We start from the raw sequence: 18113 nt of genomic DNA on the forward strand, positions 1-18113 counted from the left end.
AGTATGACGGATGAGCACTGGTCACTGGTCTACCACCAATTTCGCCCCGAGTTGCAGGGCCTGCGCGAGGCGTTGTGCACGTTGGGTAACGGCTATTTTGCCACCCGCGGCGCGTTTCCGGAGGCCCACGCCGACAAAGTCCACTACCCGGGCACGTACCTGGCCGGCGGCTACAACCGCCTCGAGACCGAGATCGCCGGCCGGGTCATCGAAAACGAAGATCTGGTCAACTTTCCCAACTGGTTGAGCCTGCACTTCCGCATCGACGGCGGCGACTGGTTCGACCTGCGCGACGTCGACATCCTCGACTTCCATCAAGAACTCGACCTCAAGGCGGGCCTGCTGACCCGACGGGTGCGCTTTCGTGACGCATCCGAGCGCACCACTTCGTTTGTCGAGCGCCGTTTTGTGCACCTGGCCCGCTCCCACGTCGCCGGCCTCCAGATGGAGGTGTGCGCCGAGGATTGGTCGGGCTCGCTGGAGTTTCGCAGCAGCATCGACGGCCGGGTGATCAACGAGGGGGTCGAGCGCTACAAACGGCTGGCCAGCCAGCACCACAGGCCCGTCGAGATGGAGCAGGTCGACGAGGAGACCGTCTACCTGAAGGTGCGCACGCTCCAGTCGCGCCTCGAAGTCGCCACCGCCGCGCGGACCCGCGTGTATTGCAACGGGGAGCGAATCGAGCCCCACCGCCGGCTCCACGAGGAGAGCGGGGGGATGATCGGCCAGGTGTTCGACCTCGAGGTGGCCGAAGGCGACGAGGTCGGCGTCGAGAAGGTCGTCTCCATGTTCAGCTCGCGCGACCGCGCCATCGCCGAGTGTGGCCTGGCGGCCAAAGACGAGCTGACGGACTTGCCCGGCTTCGACGAGTTACAGCGGCGGCATTCGCTGGCCTGGGAGCTTCTGTGGCGGCGCTTCGACATCGCCATGGACGTCGACAACGCCAAAGGCGAGCGCTTCCACCCGGCCCTGGTCCTTCGGCTGCACGTCTTCCACCTGGTGCAGACCGTCTCGCCGAACACCAAGGATCTCGACGCGGGCGTGCCGGCTCGCGGCTGGCACGGCGAGGCCTATCGGGGCCATATCTTCTGGGACGAGCTGTTCATCTTTCCGTTGATGAACCTGCGCATGCCCGAGATCACCCGCTCCCTGCTCAACTACCGCTATCGGCGCCTCGATGCGGCGCGCCAGGCGGCCAGGGAGGCGGGCTACCGCGGGGCGATGTTTCCCTGGCAGAGCGGGAGCAGCGGGCGCGAAGAGAGCCAGGTCTTGCACCTCAACCCGGAGAGCGGACGCTGGCTGCCCGACAACACTCACCTGCAATATCACGTCAGCGCCGACATCGCGTACAACGTCTGGCAGTACTACCAGGTCACCGACGACTTGGAGTACCTGCTCTTTTACGGCGCCGAGGTCATCTTGGAGGTCGCCCGCTTCTTCGCCAGCTTGACCACCTACGACGAGACCAGCGAGCGCTACGAAATCCACGGGGTGATGGGGCCTGACGAGTACCACGACAGCTATCCCAACGCCGACGAGCCGGGGCTCGATAACAACGCCTATACCAACGTGATGGCCGTGTGGGTGCTCACCAAGGCCCTCGAGGTGCTCGATAGGCTCCCCGAGCTTCGCTACGACGAGCTGCGCGACATGCTCGACCTTCGCCCCGACGAGATCGACCGGTGGCGAGACATCAGCCACAACATGCGCCTCTGCTTTCACGACGACGGCATCGTCAGCCAATTCGAGGGGTACGAAGAGCTCGAGGAGTTCGCCTGGGACGAGTATCGCGAGAAGTACGACAATATCCAGCGCCTCGACCGCATCTTGGAGGCCGAGGGCGACACGCCCAACCGCTACAAGGCCTCCAAACAGGCCGACGTGCTCATGCTCTTCTACCTGTTCTCCGATGAGGAGCTCGCCGAGATCTTCGAGCGTCTGGGCTACGGGTTCGACGCCGACATCAAGCAGCGCAACATCAACTACTACCTGCAGCGCACCTCGCACGGTTCGACGCTCAGCCGCGTCGTGCACTCGTGGGTGACCGCCGACTGCGACCGCTCCCAGTCGTGGAACCTCTTTTTGGACGCGCTCAAGAGCGACATCTCCGATATCCAGGGGGGCACGACCCCCGAGGGCATCCACCTGGGCGCGATGGCCGGCACCGTCGATCTGGTCCAGCGAAGCTACGCGGGCATCGAGATTCGCGGCGACGACGTGCTGCGCTTCAACCCGCAGCTTCCCGACGAACTCGCCCGGCTGCACCTCGACATTCGCTGGCGCGCCCACTCGCTGGCGGTGACCATCTCGAAAGACCGCCTCGAGATCAGCGCTCGCCAGAGCAGCGCCAAGCCGATCCGCATCGGATTCGGCGGCGACGTCTATCGGTTGGAGGCCGGTGAGTGCCGCGAATTCCGCCTGAAGCGAACTTGAAAATGCTCGTCATGGAGTCACGTTTCACGAGGGTAGCCCGTGAAGCAACTACAGGTCGCGCAGGGGGAGAGAATATGGAGATTCGCAGCGAATCGTTCGACGACAACAGCTTCATCCCGAAAAGATTCACGTGCGACGGCGAGGACGTCTCGCCGCCGCTCTTTTGGTCGCAGGGGCCGGAGGGTACCCGCAGCTACCTCATCTTGTGCGAAGACCCGGATGCGCCGCGCGGCACGTTCCATCACTGGGGGGTTTACGATATCCCCACCGACCAGACGAGCCTGATGGAGGGCTTGCCTCCGCGCACTGAAGACGACGGGCTCAAGCAGGCCGAGAACGACTTCAACACCATCGGCTACCAGGGCCCCTGCCCTCCCAAGCAAGACGGCCCGCACCGCTACTACTTTCGTGTGTGGGCGCTCAAAATCGCCAACCTCGAATTCGAGAGCACCCCGACGATCCCCGAACTCAAACGCATGGCCCGGCCGCACCTGTGCGCCGAGGCCGAAATCGTCGGGCTCTACAATCGCGAGTAACCGTTCTTCGAAAGGGCCTGTGCCCGCTCGGCAACAATGAGCGAGTCCGACAGAAGCACCTCTCAAAGTGAGCTCGAACGCTCGCTTGGCCTCAAAGAGGCGCTGACCATTGGCGTCGGCACGATGATTGGGGCGGGCATCTTTATCTTTCCTGGCCTGGCCTCCGGCAAAGCGGGCATGGCGGCCACCGTCTCGTTCGCCCTGGGCGGACTGATCTCGGTGCTCGTCGCCATGTGCACCTCCGAGCTGGCCACCGGCATCCCCAAAAGTGGCGGGACCTACTACTTCGTCTCCGAGGGCCTCGGGAAGCTGCCCGGCGCCGTGGCCGGCATCGGGTTGTGGTGGGGCCTGGTCTTCGCCTCGTCGTTCTACCTGGTCGGCTTCGGCCTCTACATCAACCAGATCTTCGGCGAATTGGGCGTCGGCTTCGAGGTCAACGCCCGCGCTCTGGGCGTCTCGGCAGCGATCGCGCTGACCGTGGTCAACGTGCTCGGCACCGAGAAGACCGGCGAGCTGCAAGACGTCATCGTGTTGATCCTAGCGACGCTGCTGACCGTCTTTTTGAGCTACGGCATCATCGACGCGACCGGCATCATCGGGGAGGCGCGCGTCTCCGAGGAGTTCGCCCCCGAGGGCCTGGGCCCGATCTTTACGACCGCCGCGCTCGTCTACACCTCGTATCTGGGGTTCGCCCAGATCGCCAACGTCGCAGGCGAGGTCAAAGAGCCCGACAAGAACCTGCCCCGCGCGATGATCGGCAGCGTTCTGATCGTGGCCGTGCTCTACATCGCCACCATCTTTGTGGCCACCAGCGTGCTGGGCTACGAACGGCTCGGCGAGCTCGGCGAGACGGCGATGGTCGAGGTCGGCCGCGGCCTGTGGGCTACCGTGGGCGCGGTGGTCGTGCTCAGCGGCGGGCTTCTGGCGACGCTGTCGAGCGCGAACGCCTCCATTCTGAGCTCGTCGCGCTCGGTCTACGCGCTCGCCTCCGACAAGCTCCTGCCCGAGCGCGCCTCCAAGGTCAACGAGATGCTCGGCACGCCCGTGGTCTCGATTCTGATGGCCGGGGTGCCCGTGGTCGCGCTCGTGGCGCTGGGCCAAGTCGAGACCCTCGCCGAGGTCGCCTCGTGCCTGCATCTGGTGCTCTACGGCTCGATGTGCCTGGCGGTCTTGATGCTTCGCCGCTCCTCGCCCGACTGGTACAGCCCGTCGTTTCAGACGTCGCTCTATCCGTTCGTGCCGGCGCTGGGGGCGCTGGCCAGCTTCGCCTTGATCGCCTTCATGAAACCGCTCTCGCAACTACTCGCCGGCGGCATCATCGCCGCAGCCGCGCTCTGGTACCTCGCCTATCGAAAATGGCCTCACGAAAACGGGTGACGTGATGACTTCGACGCATACGCTGTTCGACGACAAGACGAAGATTCTGGTGCCGGTCGAGTTGCCCGACCCCCAACCGTTCGCGCCCTGGCTGGTCGACTTCTTGGGCGCGCTCGATGTGCACGTGCTCGGCTGCTACCTGGTCAAAGAGCAGACATCCCTGGAGCAGTCGCGCGACCAGTTCGAAGAGGAGGCGCGCGAGCGCCTCGACGAGGTCGTCGCCCGCTTCCAAGACACCGGCGCCCAGACCTCGTCGACGCTCGTCTTCACCCACGACATCGTCGAGACGATCGACCGCGCCGAAGCCGAGATCGACGTCGACCTGCTCATCCGCCCCAGCGAGGTCGGCAAGATCTCGAACCTGTTGGCCGTGGTGACCGACGACTTGCACCTCGAGCGAGTCCGCCAGTGCATCACCGCGCTGCTCGAAGAGAGCGTGGTCCCCGTCACGCTGCTGCATGTGATGGACGAGGACGCCGAGTCGAGCGAGCGCGAAAAAGAGTCGCTGGTGCTCGACGGCCTCAAGCAGCGCTTAATCGAGCACGGACTCGACGAGGACCGCATCGAGACGCGCTGCCTGCACGACGCCGACCCCGCCGAGCGAACCATCGAGTTCTCGCGCGACTACGACGTCGTGATCATGGACGAGAACGAAAAGAAGTTGCGCGACCAGCTTCTCCGGCAGACTCCCATTCCGATCATCATGGTCCGCGCGCACGGCGACGAGGACTGAGAAAGTTGGAACAAACGCGACTGTAATTCTGTACCTATACTGAAATCTCGTGCTTGCGGTTTCCCCAGAGAAGTCAGCACCTTGTGGACGTCTCACCGCAAAGCGTGTAAGCTAGGCGGACAATCTTAGCTTCCGAGCGCACGAGAATTGGTACGAGCCGCACAGAGCTTCCACGCGCTGTGTGTGCTCGCTTGGTATTCGGATTGGAATTCGGACGCAGTCGTCGTACATGCCCAGCCTCCACCGCCTGTTTCATCTCCTCGATCGTTACGTCGTCGCTCTCATCGAGCAGTGCTTGCCCGTGGGCAAGGCCGTGCCTTCGAGTTGCGCTGACATCTTCTATGGCGTGTTCATGTCGGCGGTCGCCATCGCCATCATGCAGCCGCCGGCGCCGGACACCGCCGGGTTTGTGCCGCCGCCATCGGAGCGTCCGAGCGTCGAAGAGACGATCGAGCGCTTCGCCCCCCAGGTGAGGTTTCACCCCGAGGAGCGCTATTTCCCGTCGTCGGTCTCCTGGTTCCTCGAGCGCACCGAAATGCGCCTCGAGGTCGAGGACGGCGCCGACGTGCTCGCGCTCGACCACGGCGAGACTTCCCCGGAGGTCATCCCGGCGGTCTACGTCGATGGCAACGGGTCGGGCGGGACCTCGCCGAGCCGCTATTTCCTGCAGATCGCCAACAACGAGAGTGAGCTGCGCACCCGCGAAGGCGACATGGACAGCGCCGAGACCTACGTCCACTTTCGCAAGGCGTCGGACGGCTCGAAGAATTACGACATCCAGTACTGGTTCTTCTTTCCGTACAGCGGCCCGGTGATGGGCGGCCCGGTCGGGGGAGCGCACGAGGGCGACTGGGAGCACATCACGGTGCGCGTCGACCCGTCGCTGCGGAAGGTCAAAGAGATCTTCTACGCCGCGCACGACGCCGAAGGACGCTGGATGCGCCCCTCGCAGGTTCGCTTCGTCGACGGCGACCACCCGGTGGTCTACATCGCCCGCTTCGGCCACGCCTCGTACGCACGCCCCGGCCTTCAGCCGCGCGGCATGCTCCCGGCCGACCGCACGGCCAACGGCGGGGTGACCTGGGACACCTGGCAAGACCTCGAGCTCGTCGCCACCGACGCTGGCCCGCGCGACGGCTACCACTGGCTGAGCTACTCGGGCCGCTGGGGCGAAGTCGGCTCGGTCTTCTCGGGCCCGCATGGGCCGGCCTTCCAGCATTATTGGCTCGCGGACAACTAACTCGGGGCGAGGCGAGGGCAAGATGCCCACGCACCGAACGAGGCGAGGGCAAGATGCCCACGCACCGATTTCGGGGGCGTCACCGCCCCAGCTTGCGTGTTCGACGCGCGACGAGTACCGACACGCCACTCTCGGCAGAGCGGAGCGGCTGCTTGCTGCGCGTGGGTTGATGAAGGGTGTCGGTCGAGTCGATCGCCAGGGCCGTACGGACACGTTCGGCGTCCCGGAGGCAGCGCCGGCGGTCGAGATTTGGAGGCAGCGCTTCCAGCGCTGGTTGCAGGAGCGTGCTACCTTGCACCGAGGGCAAGATGCCCACGCACCGATTTCGAGGGCAAGATGCCCACGCACCGATTTCGAGGGCAAGATGCCCACGCACCGATTTCGAGGGCAAGATGCCCACGCACCGATTTCGAGGGCCCGATGCCCACGCACCGATTTCGAGGGCAAGATGCCCACGCACCGATTTCGAGGGCCCGATGCCCACGCACCGATTTCGAGGGCAAGATGCCCACGCACCGATTTCGAGGGCCCGATGCCCCCGCACCGCCCTATTCAGCCGTGACGTTGTCGAGCGCGTAGACCACGCCCAGCGAGAACGAGCTGATGCGCGGGATATTGCTGCCCCACACAATCTGGCCGTAGGAGGCGCGCATCTCGAGGTCGCGCAGCTTCAAGATCACCCCGCCCTCGACGTTCAGGTAATCCTTGTCGAGGGTGATGTCGATCGTCTCGATATCCTCGGTCGCGTCGAACTCGCTGGGCGACTTGCCCGGGGAGCGGGTGATGAATGACTTGCCGATCGACTCGCCCTCGAAGAGCGTGTAGGCGCCGTTGCCCGCCACGAAGACTAGAAAATTATCGCCCAGATATTGGCCGATGCTCACGCCGCCGACCGTCTGGTCGCCGGGAGTTCCCACGCGCAGGCGGTAGCCGGCGTCGAGGCGCGCGAAGCTTCGGGTGGCCGGGACGTAGGCGCCGAACAAAAAGCTCTGCGTCAGGTTGGTCTGCCCGTCGCCCAGGGTGACGTCGTCCTCGATGGCGGCCGGGTTGGGCTCGTCGTCCAGGAAGGTGCCGCGCGGGGTCTCGTAGCCGACCGGGAACTGCACCGAGGTCTGCGAGGTCACCCGCACCAGGCCGCGCACCAGGGCGTAGCGCCCGTGCAGCTCGGCGTCCCCTACCCCGGCGGCCGATTTGCTGAAGTCGAAGATGGCGTCGTTGAGCGTCGCGCTGTCGGCGCCGTCGGGGATCTCCAGGAGCACCGGGGCGGACTTGTAGTTGATCTGCTTGAGGTTGAGGTCGCCGGCCAGCTCGATCTTGTCGGTGATGCCGTAGCGCGCGCCCACGCTGAACGTGATGGCCGTGAACTCGCCGTCGAGCGGGAATTGCTGCAGCTCGCCGTCGGGCAGGTACTCCTCGTCGGCGCTCTGGTAATTCGAGTCGAGCGTGAGGACGAACTTGTCTTTGGGCAGCGTCCACGGCGAGGCGTCGGCCATCGTGGGGGCCGACGCCAGGCATAGCGCGGCGGCGACGAGGGTGTAGCGGGACATCGAGCGAAACATCGGCAGCTCCTCAGGGCAAATCAGCTTGCGTACGAACAAGACGACTATAGCGGATTTTTCGTTTCAAGAAACTTCTACCTGAAAACTTGTCGTTTGGCCTTTCGCGAAACTCACAAACACCTCCCGCGCGAGTTTTGGGCTTCTGTGAAACTCACAGACGCCTCCCGCGCGAGCTTTGGGCTTCTGTGAAACTCACAGACGCCTCCCGCGCGAGTTTTGGGCTTCTGTGAAACTCACAGACGCCTCCCACGCGAGTTTTGGGCTTCTGTGAAACTCACAGACGCCTCCCACGCGAGTTTTGGGGCTTCGTGAAACTCACGGACCCCTCCCACGCAAGTTTTGGGGCTTCGTGAAACTCACAGACGTCTCCTGCGCGAGTTTTGGGCCTTTGTGAAATTTCTGAAGCCCTCCCGCGCGAGTTTCGGGCCTCTGTGAAATTCACAAGCCCCTCCCCGCCAAAAAAATCTGTAACGTTTCGCGCCCTCGCCGAACTAATCGATGTAGGCCCCCGGAGTATCGACCTCGATTTGCGACTGGAACGGAGCGACAGCCATGGAATTGCAGGCCCTTGGGAGACTCGAGCGATCGCGTGTGACCTTTTGCCCGGAGTGCAGCGACCGCGAGTTGGTCGACCGGACCAACGCGGGTAGCTGGGCGGCCTTCGAGGAGTTGGTCGACCGCTACCAGGACCAGTTTCACCGGCTGGCGTGGAGCTACATGAAGAACGAGGCCGACGCGCAGGACGTGGTGCAGGTGGCGTTCTTGAAGATCTATCGCAACTTGGAGGGCTTTCGCGGGGACGCGAAGTTCAAGAATTGGGCGTACCGCATCGTCGTGAACACGGCGTTGAGCCGCATCCGCAAGGAGAGGCGGCGCCGCGAGGTCGCCCTCGACGACGTCAGCCCCGACTTCGACGAGCGTGACGAGGCGCCGATCACCCTGGCCGACTGGCGCGTGCGCGCCGACGAGGCGCTGGAGAACCGTGAGCTGCGCCAAAAGATCGTCGAGGCGGTCGACGAGCTCGAGCCCAAATACCAGTCGATCTTTTTGCTCTACGAGGTCGAAGGTCTGTCGCTCGACGAAATCGGCGAGGTCGTCGGGCTGACCGTGCCCGGGGTCAAGAGCCGGCTGCACCGCGCGCGGCTCTTTTTGCGCGCCACCCTAGAGCGCTACCTGCGCGACATGGGCCCCGAGCTCACGAATCTGGGTCGCGAGTGACCTCGCCTTCGGTGAGCTTGTCGAGCTCTTGGCGGGCGCGCCGGGTCAAGAAGACGGTCACGAGCACCGCGGCGATGCCCCCAACAATGAAGAGCGCGTTTTGCATCGGCGTGCGCTCGACCTCCCCGGCGAGCACGCGCGCCAGGCTGCCGGCCGCCGAGCCGAAATAGACGTACATGACCGTGGCCGGGAACATCCCGATCCACGAGGCGAGCACGTATTTCCAGAAGGGCACGCGGGTGACCGAAAAGCCGTAGTTGAGCAGGCCGAACGGGAAGATGGGCACCAGACGGGCGAGCATGACCGTCTTGAAGCCCTCTTTGTCGATGGCGCGGTACAGCGCGTGGAAGCGCGGGTAGTCCTCGACCTTCTCGGCGACCCAGTCCTGGGCCAAAAAGCGCCCGATCAGAAACGCCAGCGCCGCGCCGAGGGTGCTCGACAGCGACACGATGACGGTCCCCCAGACCACACCGAAGGTGAACCCGGCCGCCAGCGTGATGACCGAGCCGGGCACGAAGAGCACCGCGGCGAGCACGTAGACCAGCCCGAAGACCACCCCGCCCCAGATGCCCAGGCCCTGCACCCAGACGATGAAATCGTCGAGGAGTTGGCGCACCGGGAAGAAGAAATAGAGCGCGGCGAAGACCAGGACGAGCACGATCACCGCGCCGATGCGTAGTTTTTTGCTCATCTCGTCTAACTCCGTACTCCGACACCGATGTTCGCTCGGCATTCACCTATACCGACCGAGGGGTGGTCTTCGACAGAGAAAAAAAGAGCGCCCCCGGCGCGTGCTGCGCCGGGAGCGCTCCGAGAGCTTCCCTGGCTCGAATTAAGCCAGTCGGTAGATGTCAGTCGTAGGACTCACCGAGCATGTCTTCGAGGTTGTCCTCGAGGTCATCCCAGTCGTCCTCGATATTCTCGGCTTGGGTCTCGATCTCGGCGTCGATCTCGGCCACGCCCCAGTCAGTCTGCTGCTGGAGCTCGTTGTACTGCTTTTTGACCAGCGAGATGCGCTCTTCGATATTCTGCATCTTGAGCTGGGTCGCCGCGTCGAGCTTCTGGCCCTTCTCGTCGATCGCCTCTTGATATGCCTTCATCTCGCGTTCGACCTTGGTGATGATCTTCTCGGTGTCGCTCTCGACCGGGCCACCGCCGATGAACTCTTCAACTTCTTTTTCGGCCCTCTCCTGAGTGACCTTGGCGCTTTGCTCGACGTCCTTGGCCTTCTCTTCAGTCTCCTGGGCCCCGTACTCGGCCACGCCGACGACGCCCTCTTCCTCCTTGGTCTGCTGGGCCTCCTGGGAGCAAGCGGTCATGCCGCCCAGGGCGAAGAAAGAAATCAGAATTCCGGTACTGATACGTTTGATAGTACTCATAGCGTTTCCCTTCGTTTCAGTTGGACAAACTGACCTGCACTGAACGCAGCAGGGTTCTCGACAACAAAGGTAACTACGCAGCGAGTTTCGTCGAACTGCAGACGTCGGGGGTCAGGGCTTTGCGAGGGGGAGTTCGAAGAAGAAGGTGGTGCCCTCGCCGAGTTCGGTCTCGAAGCCGATCTCGCCGTCGAGGCGCTCGACGATGGACTTGGAGATGGTCAGGCCGAGGCCGGTGCCGCCGTGCTTGCGCGTCGACGAGGAGTCGGCCTGGGCGAATTTGTCGAAGACGCGGTGGCGAAACTCCTCGGGGATGCCCGGGCCCTGGTCGCTCACCGAGATGCGCGCCTTGCCCTCGGCGGTCGTGCTCAGGCGGATGTCGACGACGCCGTTGTGCGGAGAGAATTTGGCGGCGTTCGACAGCAGGTTGGTCAGCACCTGGATCAGCCGGCCCTTGTCGCCGCGCACCGTCGCCTCGGGGGCGTCGTTGGTGAAGGCGAATTTGACCTTGTTCTGGTGCTCGAGGCTGATGTTGATGCGCAGCGACTCGCGCACGACCTTGGCCAGCTCGAGTTCACGGATGTGGAAGTCCATCTCGCCGCTCGACATCTTCTGGATATCGAGCAGGTCGTCGATCAAGTAGAGCAAGCGGTGGCTGTTGCGAAGGGCGAGGTCGACCATCTTCTGGGCGCGCGGCGAAAGCTCGCCGCCGCCTCCGCCGGCCAGGAGGGTGAGCACGCCGGTGATGGGGGTGAGCGGTGTGCGCAACTCGTGGCTGACAATGGAGACGAACTCCTCTTTGAGCTGCTCGACCTTTTTGCGCTCGGTGATGTCCTGGATGATGCCGACCATCGCGACGGCCTCGCCGGAGGCGTCGCACTCGACCTTGCCCTCCGAGTGCACAATGCGCGTCTCGCCGTCGACGCGCACGATGTGGTGTTCCATCTGAAAGGGCTCGAGCGTGTTGGCAGCCCGATCAGTGACCCGCTCGATGCGCTCACGCTCTTCTTCGAGGACGTGATCGAGCACGAAGTCGAGCGTGAGGGGCTCGCCGGCTTGTTCGGTGTCGCGCCCGAAGATACGGTCGACCTCGTCGGACCAGGCCACCTGGCGGGTGTCGAGGTCGAGGTGCCAGCTGCCCAGGTGGGCGATGCGCTGGGCCTCGGCGAGTCGCTCCTTGCTCTCCTTGAGCGCCTCTTCGGTGCGCTTGCGCTCGGAGATGTCGCGGGCGACGACCAGCAGGCCTTTGCGGCTGCCGTCGTCCTCGAAGACCGGCACCTTGATGACGTCGAAGGTGTGCATCTCGCCGTCGAGTGCGGGCACCTCCTGCTCGAAGGAGTAGGGCTCGCCCTGCTCCCAGGCCAGCTCGTCGGTGCGGTCGCACTCGAGCTGGACGTCGCCGTAGCTGTTGCTGAATTCGGCGAGCTCGCAGGTCGTCTTGCCCTGATAGTCGAAGCCGTCGAGCCCCATGAACTCGAGGGTGCGGTCGTTGGCCAGCAGCCAGCGGCCCTCCCCGTCGCGAAACGAGATGCCGTCGGGCATCGCCTCGATGAGGGATTTGAGCCACGAGCGCTCGTCGCGCAGCAACTGTTCGGAGCGCACCGTTTCGGTGACGTCTTGGACGGTGCCCACCATACGCGCCACGCGGCCGTCGCAGCTCAGCTCGGTGACCCGGCCGCGCCCGCGGACGTGGCGAAGCTCGCCGGTATCGGCGCGACGAATGCGGAAGCGGTGCTTGTAGGAGCCCGTCTGCGTCAGCACTTTGCGGCTGATGTCGAAGACCGTGTCGACGTCCTCCGGATGGATATACTCGCGGTAGGCCTCCAGCGACGGCTCCATCTTGTCGGGGTCGACCCCCAGGATGCGGTACATCTCGTCGGACCAGGTCGTCTCGCCGGTGCGCAGGTCCCACTCCCAATAGCCGAGCTGGGCGATGTCGAGCGCCTCGGCCAGCGTCGCCTTGCCGCGTCGAAGCTGTGTCTCGGTCTCGCGCCTCTCGGTGACGTCGACCACGTGACCCACGAAATGCTTGGGCCTGCCGTCGGGGCCACGCACCACGCGGTTGGCCTCGTCGACGTAGATCACCGAGCCGTCGGCGCGCACCACCCGATAATTGGAGTGTACGCTGTAGGCGCTTCCCCGCTGCAGATACGCCTCACACTCGGCGGTGACGCGCTCACGATCATCGATGTGAATGATATCGTTGTAGAGCAGCTCCCCGCTCAAAAAGCGCTCGGCGGGATACCCGAAGACCTGCTCGACGTTTGGCGAGACATACTCGACCGGCCACCCTTCGGCCGCCTTCCATTTGAAGACGACCACGGGACCTTCGAGTTGCGGCTCAGAGTCGGCACACACAGCCGGCTCGATCTCTGTCGACGTGCTCACGATGCTTCCCCACCTCACCCACAAAGCCGGTGAGAGGCTCGAAATAGCTACTCTTGACGCTATCGGGGAAATCCCCAGCGTTTCTCCTACCATAGTCGGTTCGCTCGAATTAGACCAGTGACGCGTTTTTCCAACACGGCCGGCTCCCGGCTACTTCTGGGCGGGTTGCTGTTTACTTTTGATGCAGCAAAGCGACCGCACAACGTGATCGAAGCGGGAGAGACGCATGTTCCTCATCAAAGAGTCGCCGGAGTCACCGCGTATCTTCGACAACGACGTTCTCGACGGGCTCTCGCGAACGCCGTGGTTCATCGTGCCGCTGTTGTATATCCCCGCCTCGGCGGGGCTCATGTGGCACAGCGTGGCGCGCGCCGACGTCGGCGTGCTCGCCTCGGTGGGTTTGGCCCTGGCAGGCGTCTTGGCCTGGACCTTCGTGGAGTACTGGCTGCACCGCACCCTGTTTCACTGGGTCCCCGACACCTCCTGGGGCGAGACGATGCACTTCTTTTTGCACGGCGTGCATCACGACTGGCCGAACGACAAGTACCGGCTGGTGATGCCGCCTGCGGTGAGTATTCTGCTCTTTTTCGTCTTTCTTTTTGCGTGGACCTTGCTGCTTGGCGACTATGGTTGGGCGTTCCACAGCGGTTTCGTCTTTGGATACATGTGCTATGATGTCATCCATTATCACGTCCATCATCGTCGCGCCGGCTTCCGGTGGCTGCAGCGACTCAAGAAGCACCACGTAAGCCACCACTTCGTCGACGACTACTCGGAGTTGCGCTACGGCGTCTCCACCCGGTTATGGGACGTGGTCTTTAACACCGATGATCTGCGTGAGTCCCACAGGGTCCAAGCACGCGACTGACAATGAGAGATTGAAATGGGCTGGCAGTTTCTGGATATCTCGATGCTTCGCGACATCGAGCTTTTCACCTCGCTGAGCGACCACGCTCTGACCGACATCGTCGCCCTGACGACCACCGAAGAGTACAAGCCCGCCGACCGCATCTTCCAAGAGGGAGACAAGGGCGACGCGATGTACCTGATTCTCAAGGGCGAGGTGCGCATCTCCAAGGATATCCCCGGGGTGGGCGAAGAGGCGCTCGCGTTTTTGAGCGACGGGGCCTATTTCGGCGAGATGTCGCTGGTGGGCGACGAGTCGCCGCGCAGCGCCTCGGCGATCGCAAGCTCGCCGGTCAAGGTCGCCCGGCTGTCGCGCGTCGACTTTCAGAAGTTGCTCGACGAGAACAAGGAGGCGGCCGTCGAGATCCTGACTTCGTTTGTAAACACGCTGGCCGAGCGGCTGCGGGCGTCGAACGACAAGCTGGCGTTCTTCGCTATGAGCGACATGTTCGAGTGAGGGGGGGTTAGGGGGTTTAGGAGATTGAGGGTTGGAATGTAGAAAAGGCCCGCCGGGGTTGATGCCGGCGGGCCTTTTCTGTGGGTCACTCGATCACTCCGAGATTACGGAGCGTACGGGTTACCGAAGTCCATGACCGGGGTCATGAACGAGACGGCCTTGATGAGCTCGAGGTAGTCCTTGAGCTCGCGGGTGGCCTCGCCACGCATCTCGGGGGAGACGCCCGACTCGCAGTCGTCGTCGGTGGTCATGGTGTTGCCGGCGTCGTCGCAGTGGTCGGAGCGACGAAGCAGCAGGCTGGCGCGCTCGATGACCGTCTCGCCGGCGCCCTTCTTGGCGCCCAAGGTGGCAGCTTCGTAGACGTAGCCGCTCCAGGGGTCCTTGAAGGAGACCTTGTCGTCGGCGTCGAGCTCGGGGCAGTTGCCCATGCCGCGGATGCAGATACGCGACGACTCGACGAAGCTCTGGTCGTAGCTATCCGGGAAGCGCGCCTGACCGAGCACCTGCCAGTACAACTGGATGGTGAAGGTGGCATAGGGGTCGACCACGTCCGTGTTGGACGTGTCCAGCTCGCCGGTGTAGTCGGGGAAAGCCAGCTCGCCGTTCTGAAGATAGGGGCCGACCTTCTCGTAGTTCTGACCCATGATGGCGTTGTTGAGCTCGAGGATCTGGTCGTAGAAGGTCGTCGAGTAGCCGACCTCCCACTCACGGATATCCTCGGGGGTCGAGCGAGCCACGAAGTTGGTCTCCGTGTCGGTCAACGCCTCGATGGCCATGATCTTGTCGAGGTAGAAGCCGATGTGGTGCAGACACTCGTACCACATGTAGCCACACTCGCGGTCGCCGTCACCCCAGCTGGTGGAGTAGTAGCGCGCGTCGGTGATGCCGAGCTCGGCGTCGATGCGGCGCATCGGGCTGGTCAGGATCTCGGTGCCGTCGACGAGTTGACGTTTCTCGTACTGGCCGACGTTGGGCATCATGATCGTCTGGATGAGGTAGTTGAACGCGTTTTTGACTGCCCACGACTTGCCGCCCCAGCCGTTGACCGGGTCGGTGAAGAAGCTCTCGACGGTGCTCGCCGGGTAGAAGGTGGGCAGCAGCTCGGCGTACAGCCCGTACAGGTCGTGCCACTTTTTGAGGCGACGGAAGGTGCGCGGGTAGTACGAGTTGATGTAGCTCCAGGAGCTGGTGCCGATACGACCGCGGGCGAACGACCGCGAGATGTACCAGGTGTCCAGGTCGTCGAGCATATTCTTCATACGCTCGTAGGAGTCGGCGCCGTGGTCGCGCGTCAGGCAGCTGTCGCTCAGGTTGTAGTTGTTGTGCGAGCAGTAGATGTACGGCACGCGGGTGTACTGCTGGCCTTCGACCTCGGCGGTCGACCAGTCGCCGTCTTTGACCACGTCGGCCACGTCGACGAGCATGCGGTTCGAGTCCTCGTACATCTTCTCACCCATCGTGTTGTACAGCTGGGTGTAGTGGACGGCGCGCGGGCCGAAGGTGGTGAACTGCAAGATCTCACCGTCACGCTCGCCCCAGTCACGAAGGATCTGGTGGTCCATGCCGGCGTTGTCTTTGAAGACCTCGACCTTGCCGGCGTAGCCGTAAAGGATGGCGGCGCGGTCGTACTTGGCCACGCCCTTGCCGTCGATGGTGTAGCGGCCGGCGTAGTCCATGATCGAGCTGTAGGCGTTGTCGTACAGCTTGGCGTCGATCTCGTCCTGGGTGATCGGGTCGTTCAGGCGCGGGCCGACGTTGCCGTCGTCGCGGATCTTCCAGTAATCGTCGTGGTAGTTGACCACGTCCTCGGAGCCGCCGAAGTTGTGCATCAGGCCGAGCGAGTGGCCGACCTCGTGGGCCAAGACGGCGGTGTAGATCGACTCTCGGATGATGTCGTAGACCTTGTCGGGGTCCTCGTCCTTGAGCTCGCGGGCCAGGCCCATGAGCGCGTCGTCGGCCATCTCGGGCAGGTACATGTTGCGCTTGGCGGCGAACTGCTCGCGAAGCTCGGCCAGGGTCTGGGCGCGCTTGGCGAAGCCACCGCGCAGCACGCTGGCAGCCTGCATGTCGACGTCGGTCACCGGGGTGCCCGGCTGGTGGCCGGTCATCATCAGCAAGTCATCGCTGATGAGCATGTCCTCGATGGGCGAGTTCTTGAGCTGCTTGAGCTTACCCTCGGGGGCGTAGTCGTCGGCGTTGAGGCGGCTGGTCTGGTGGAAGCGATCGAGGCGCTTCTCGAGGAAGGCGTCGAAGCCCTCTTCTTCTTGCAGCTGGACCTCTTCGGCGGTGATCGGCGACAACTCGCCGTCCCACCCGTGGGCGATGCGCTTGATGAACTGCTCGTTTTCGGTCAGGTCGACGGTGCGCGAGTTGCCCTCGGTGCTGTTGACCTCTTCGACCCAGCGGCTCAGGTCGACGCCGTCGATGTAGTCGTCGGTGCTGCGGTTGCCGTTGAGCAACTCGACCATCTCCTGGGTGCGGTAAGCGGCGGTGTTGTTCCAGTGATACACGTAGGCCATGCCGCTGATGATCTCGCCGGTCTCCGGATCGTTGTTTGACGGTCCGAGGCCCAGAAGCCCGTAGTCCATGAATTTGGGGACGTAGGCCATGAACGAGTAGCGGATATCGCCCAGACGCGGCGACGTGCCCGGCTCGCCACATTCGGCAGGGTCGCCCTCTTGGATGGGGTTGTTCGGGCACAGGATGAAGGTGCGCTCGTCGGCGCCGAGCTGGTAGCCCTGAGCGGTGACCGCGTCGTTGAAGACGCTGTTCCACTGGTCGGCGACCTTGTGGGCGATGGGCTTGAGATCGTCGGGGAAGTCGGTGTTGACGTGGTAGACGATGGGACGCAGCTCGCGGTCGGCCGGGTCGAGAAGCTCGCCATTTTCGTCATACCAGTTCTTCCAGAGGTTGTGACGGTTCAGGAAGCGCTTCTTGTGCTGCTCACGCACGCCTTCGTGTTCGTCGTAGACCATGCGGTCGGTGGTGAAGTAGCCGAACACGTCGGTCGACTCGCCCTTGTAGGGCATCGGGACGTACTCGCGCTCGGGGTCGATGCGCTTGAAGCTGTTGCGGATGGTGTATTCGCCCGAACCACACTCTTTGAACTCGCCGCCGAAGAACCAGCACAGCGGGATTTCGCCGTAGCCGGGGTAGTACATCGTGCCGGCGCGGGCGTGGATTTTGTTGGTCAGGTCGAAGTAGGAGAGTTCCTTTTCGCCGTCGGCGTTGGTCCCGTAGTCGAAGACCGGAGCGTCGGGATTGGGCACGGCTTCGCCGTCGACGTTGCCGTGCTCGTCCTGGACGTAATACGGAATCGGCTCGATGGAGGCGCGCTCGAAGTCCAGGTCGAAGTTCGTCGACAGGTCGGTCGACCAGTCGACTCGCATGTAGTCGCGCTCGTCCCAGGGACGGTCGCTGTAGTTCTCGACGATGACGTTGGTCTGCTCGCCGGTCGTCGGGTTGTACTGACGTTGAACGTCGAAGTGGCCCAGGATGCGATAGGCGGCGACCACTTCACCTTTGTAGTTTTCGCCCTCTTCTTCTTTGCCGTCGGCGTTTTCGATCAGCTCGGTCTGACGGCGGGCATACAGGTAATGCTCCTGGATGTCCCAGTCGATCTTTTTGAGCCCGGCGTGGTCGGTGTTGCCGACAAAGGTAAACCCGTCGGCGGCAGGCACGTCGACCACGGTGCGCTGGAAGTACCAGTCGCCCTCCAGATCCGATTTGAGGATCTTGTTGGGTTGGGTGCGGTCGATGTCGCCCACGTCTTGGGCGCAGCTGGCAAGCAGCGCACATGCGGCAATCACAAGCGCCGACATGTACGTCATTCTTCTAAGTATTTTCATTGGCGATTCCTTCACTCCTAGACAATCGGAACGTTCGACGTG

Annotated in this window: 13 protein-coding genes; 8 read left to right on the forward strand and 5 right to left on the reverse strand. The window is 63.4% G+C overall.

What is annotated here, in order from left to right; translation table 11 throughout:
- Window positions 1-3 precede the first annotated feature (3 nt).
- The 5 genes from FIV42_RS05940 to FIV42_RS05960 all read left to right on the forward strand — a co-directional run bounded on the left by FIV42_RS05940 (window position 4) and on the right by FIV42_RS05960 (window position 6319).
- On the forward strand, window positions 4-2433 hold the full coding sequence (locus FIV42_RS05940; protein ID WP_141196784.1) for a glycoside hydrolase family 65 protein: 2430 nt from the start codon (window positions 4-6) through the stop codon (window positions 2431-2433).
- A 74-nt stretch (window positions 2434-2507) separates the two neighbouring features.
- Window positions 2508-2969, forward strand: a complete 462-nt coding sequence (locus FIV42_RS05945; protein ID WP_168210450.1) for a YbhB/YbcL family Raf kinase inhibitor-like protein — start codon at window positions 2508-2510, stop codon at window positions 2967-2969.
- A gap of 36 nt (window positions 2970-3005) precedes the next feature.
- Window positions 3006-4346 carry an APC family permease gene (locus FIV42_RS05950; RefSeq protein WP_141196786.1) on the forward strand — a complete coding sequence of 447 codons (1341 nt, stop codon included), beginning with the start codon at window positions 3006-3008 and terminating at the stop codon, window positions 4344-4346.
- 4 nt (window positions 4347-4350) lie between these two features.
- Window positions 4351-5079: a universal stress protein gene (locus tag FIV42_RS05955; protein ID WP_141196787.1), complete on the forward strand. Its 729-nt coding sequence runs from the start codon at window positions 4351-4353 to the stop codon at window positions 5077-5079.
- A 229-nt stretch (window positions 5080-5308) separates the two neighbouring features.
- The gene (locus FIV42_RS05960) at window positions 5309-6319 is read left to right on the forward strand and encodes a Vps62-related protein (RefSeq protein WP_141196788.1); all 1011 of its coding nucleotides are present in this window, start codon (window positions 5309-5311) and stop codon (window positions 6317-6319) included.
- 548 nt (window positions 6320-6867) lie between these two features.
- Here the strand turns inward: FIV42_RS05960 and FIV42_RS05965 are convergent.
- On the reverse strand, window positions 6868-7878 hold the full coding sequence (locus tag FIV42_RS05965) for a hypothetical protein (protein WP_141196789.1): 1011 nt from the start codon (window positions 7876-7878) through the stop codon (window positions 6868-6870).
- Window positions 7879-8430: 552 nt separating this feature from the next.
- On the opposite strand from FIV42_RS05965, the gene FIV42_RS05970 reads away from it, so the two are divergent.
- Entirely contained in the window at window positions 8431-9096 is a 666-nt protein-coding gene (locus FIV42_RS05970; RefSeq protein WP_141196790.1) for an RNA polymerase sigma factor, read from the forward strand.
- On the opposite strand, the gene FIV42_RS05975 is transcribed toward FIV42_RS05970, so the two are convergent.
- The 3 genes from FIV42_RS05975 to FIV42_RS05985 all read right to left on the reverse strand — a co-directional run bounded on the left by FIV42_RS05975 (window position 9074) and on the right by FIV42_RS05985 (window position 12860).
- A complete protein-coding gene (locus tag FIV42_RS05975) occupies window positions 9074-9787 on the reverse strand; it encodes a TVP38/TMEM64 family protein (protein WP_141196791.1) in 714 nt (237 codons plus the stop codon). The two genes, FIV42_RS05970 and FIV42_RS05975, sit on opposite strands and share 23 nt — an antisense overlap.
- A gap of 160 nt (window positions 9788-9947) precedes the next feature.
- Window positions 9948-10475, reverse strand: coding sequence for a hypothetical protein (locus FIV42_RS05980; RefSeq protein ID WP_141196792.1), 528 nt, complete (start codon window positions 10473-10475; stop codon window positions 9948-9950).
- Between the two features lie 111 nt (window positions 10476-10586).
- The gene (locus tag FIV42_RS05985) at window positions 10587-12860 is read right to left on the reverse strand and encodes a PAS domain-containing sensor histidine kinase (RefSeq protein ID WP_168210451.1); all 2274 of its coding nucleotides are present in this window, start codon (window positions 12858-12860) and stop codon (window positions 10587-10589) included.
- Between the two features lie 226 nt (window positions 12861-13086).
- On the opposite strand from FIV42_RS05985, the gene FIV42_RS05990 reads away from it, so the two are divergent.
- Window positions 13087-13728 carry a sterol desaturase family protein gene (locus FIV42_RS05990; RefSeq protein WP_141196794.1) on the forward strand — a complete coding sequence of 214 codons (642 nt, stop codon included), beginning with the start codon at window positions 13087-13089 and terminating at the stop codon, window positions 13726-13728.
- Window positions 13729-13743: 15 nt separating this feature from the next.
- Complete coding sequence (locus FIV42_RS05995; protein ID WP_141196795.1) at window positions 13744-14223, forward strand: cyclic nucleotide-binding domain-containing protein; 480 nt, start codon at window positions 13744-13746, stop codon at window positions 14221-14223.
- A gap of 104 nt (window positions 14224-14327) precedes the next feature.
- Here the strand turns inward: FIV42_RS05995 and FIV42_RS06000 are convergent, their stop codons facing one another.
- Window positions 14328-18071 carry a zinc-dependent metalloprotease gene (locus tag FIV42_RS06000; RefSeq protein WP_141196796.1) on the reverse strand — a complete coding sequence of 1248 codons (3744 nt, stop codon included), beginning with the start codon at window positions 18069-18071 and terminating at the stop codon, window positions 14328-14330.
- Window positions 18072-18113: the final 42 nt, after the last annotated feature.

This window comes from Persicimonas caeni, from assembly GCF_006517175.1.
GTDB classification, from domain to species: domain Bacteria; phylum Myxococcota_A; class Bradymonadia; order Bradymonadales; family Bradymonadaceae; genus Persicimonas; species Persicimonas caeni.

Coding starts and splice junctions, on each gene's coding strand:
- FIV42_RS05940 (WP_141196784.1), top strand. CDS start 4: ATGACGGATGAGCACTGGTCACTGGTCTACCACCAATTTCGCCCCGAG.
- FIV42_RS05945 (WP_168210450.1), top strand. CDS start 2,508: ATGGAGATTCGCAGCGAATCGTTCGACGACAACAGCTTCATCCCGAAA.
- FIV42_RS05950 (WP_141196786.1), top strand. CDS start 3,006: ATGAGCGAGTCCGACAGAAGCACCTCTCAAAGTGAGCTCGAACGCTCG.
- FIV42_RS05955 (WP_141196787.1), top strand. CDS start 4,351: ATGACTTCGACGCATACGCTGTTCGACGACAAGACGAAGATTCTGGTG.
- FIV42_RS05960 (WP_141196788.1), top strand. CDS start 5,309: ATGCCCAGCCTCCACCGCCTGTTTCATCTCCTCGATCGTTACGTCGTC.
- FIV42_RS05965 (WP_141196789.1), bottom strand. CDS start 7,878: ATGTTTCGCTCGATGTCCCGCTACACCCTCGTCGCCGCCGCGCTATGC.
- FIV42_RS05970 (WP_141196790.1), top strand. CDS start 8,431: ATGGAATTGCAGGCCCTTGGGAGACTCGAGCGATCGCGTGTGACCTTT.
- FIV42_RS05975 (WP_141196791.1), bottom strand. CDS start 9,787: ATGAGCAAAAAACTACGCATCGGCGCGGTGATCGTGCTCGTCCTGGTC.
- FIV42_RS05980 (WP_141196792.1), bottom strand. CDS start 10,475: ATGAGTACTATCAAACGTATCAGTACCGGAATTCTGATTTCTTTCTTC.
- FIV42_RS05990 (WP_141196794.1), top strand. CDS start 13,087: ATGTTCCTCATCAAAGAGTCGCCGGAGTCACCGCGTATCTTCGACAAC.
- FIV42_RS05995 (WP_141196795.1), top strand. CDS start 13,744: ATGGGCTGGCAGTTTCTGGATATCTCGATGCTTCGCGACATCGAGCTT.
- FIV42_RS06000 (WP_141196796.1), bottom strand. CDS start 18,071: ATGAAAATACTTAGAAGAATGACGTACATGTCGGCGCTTGTGATTGCC.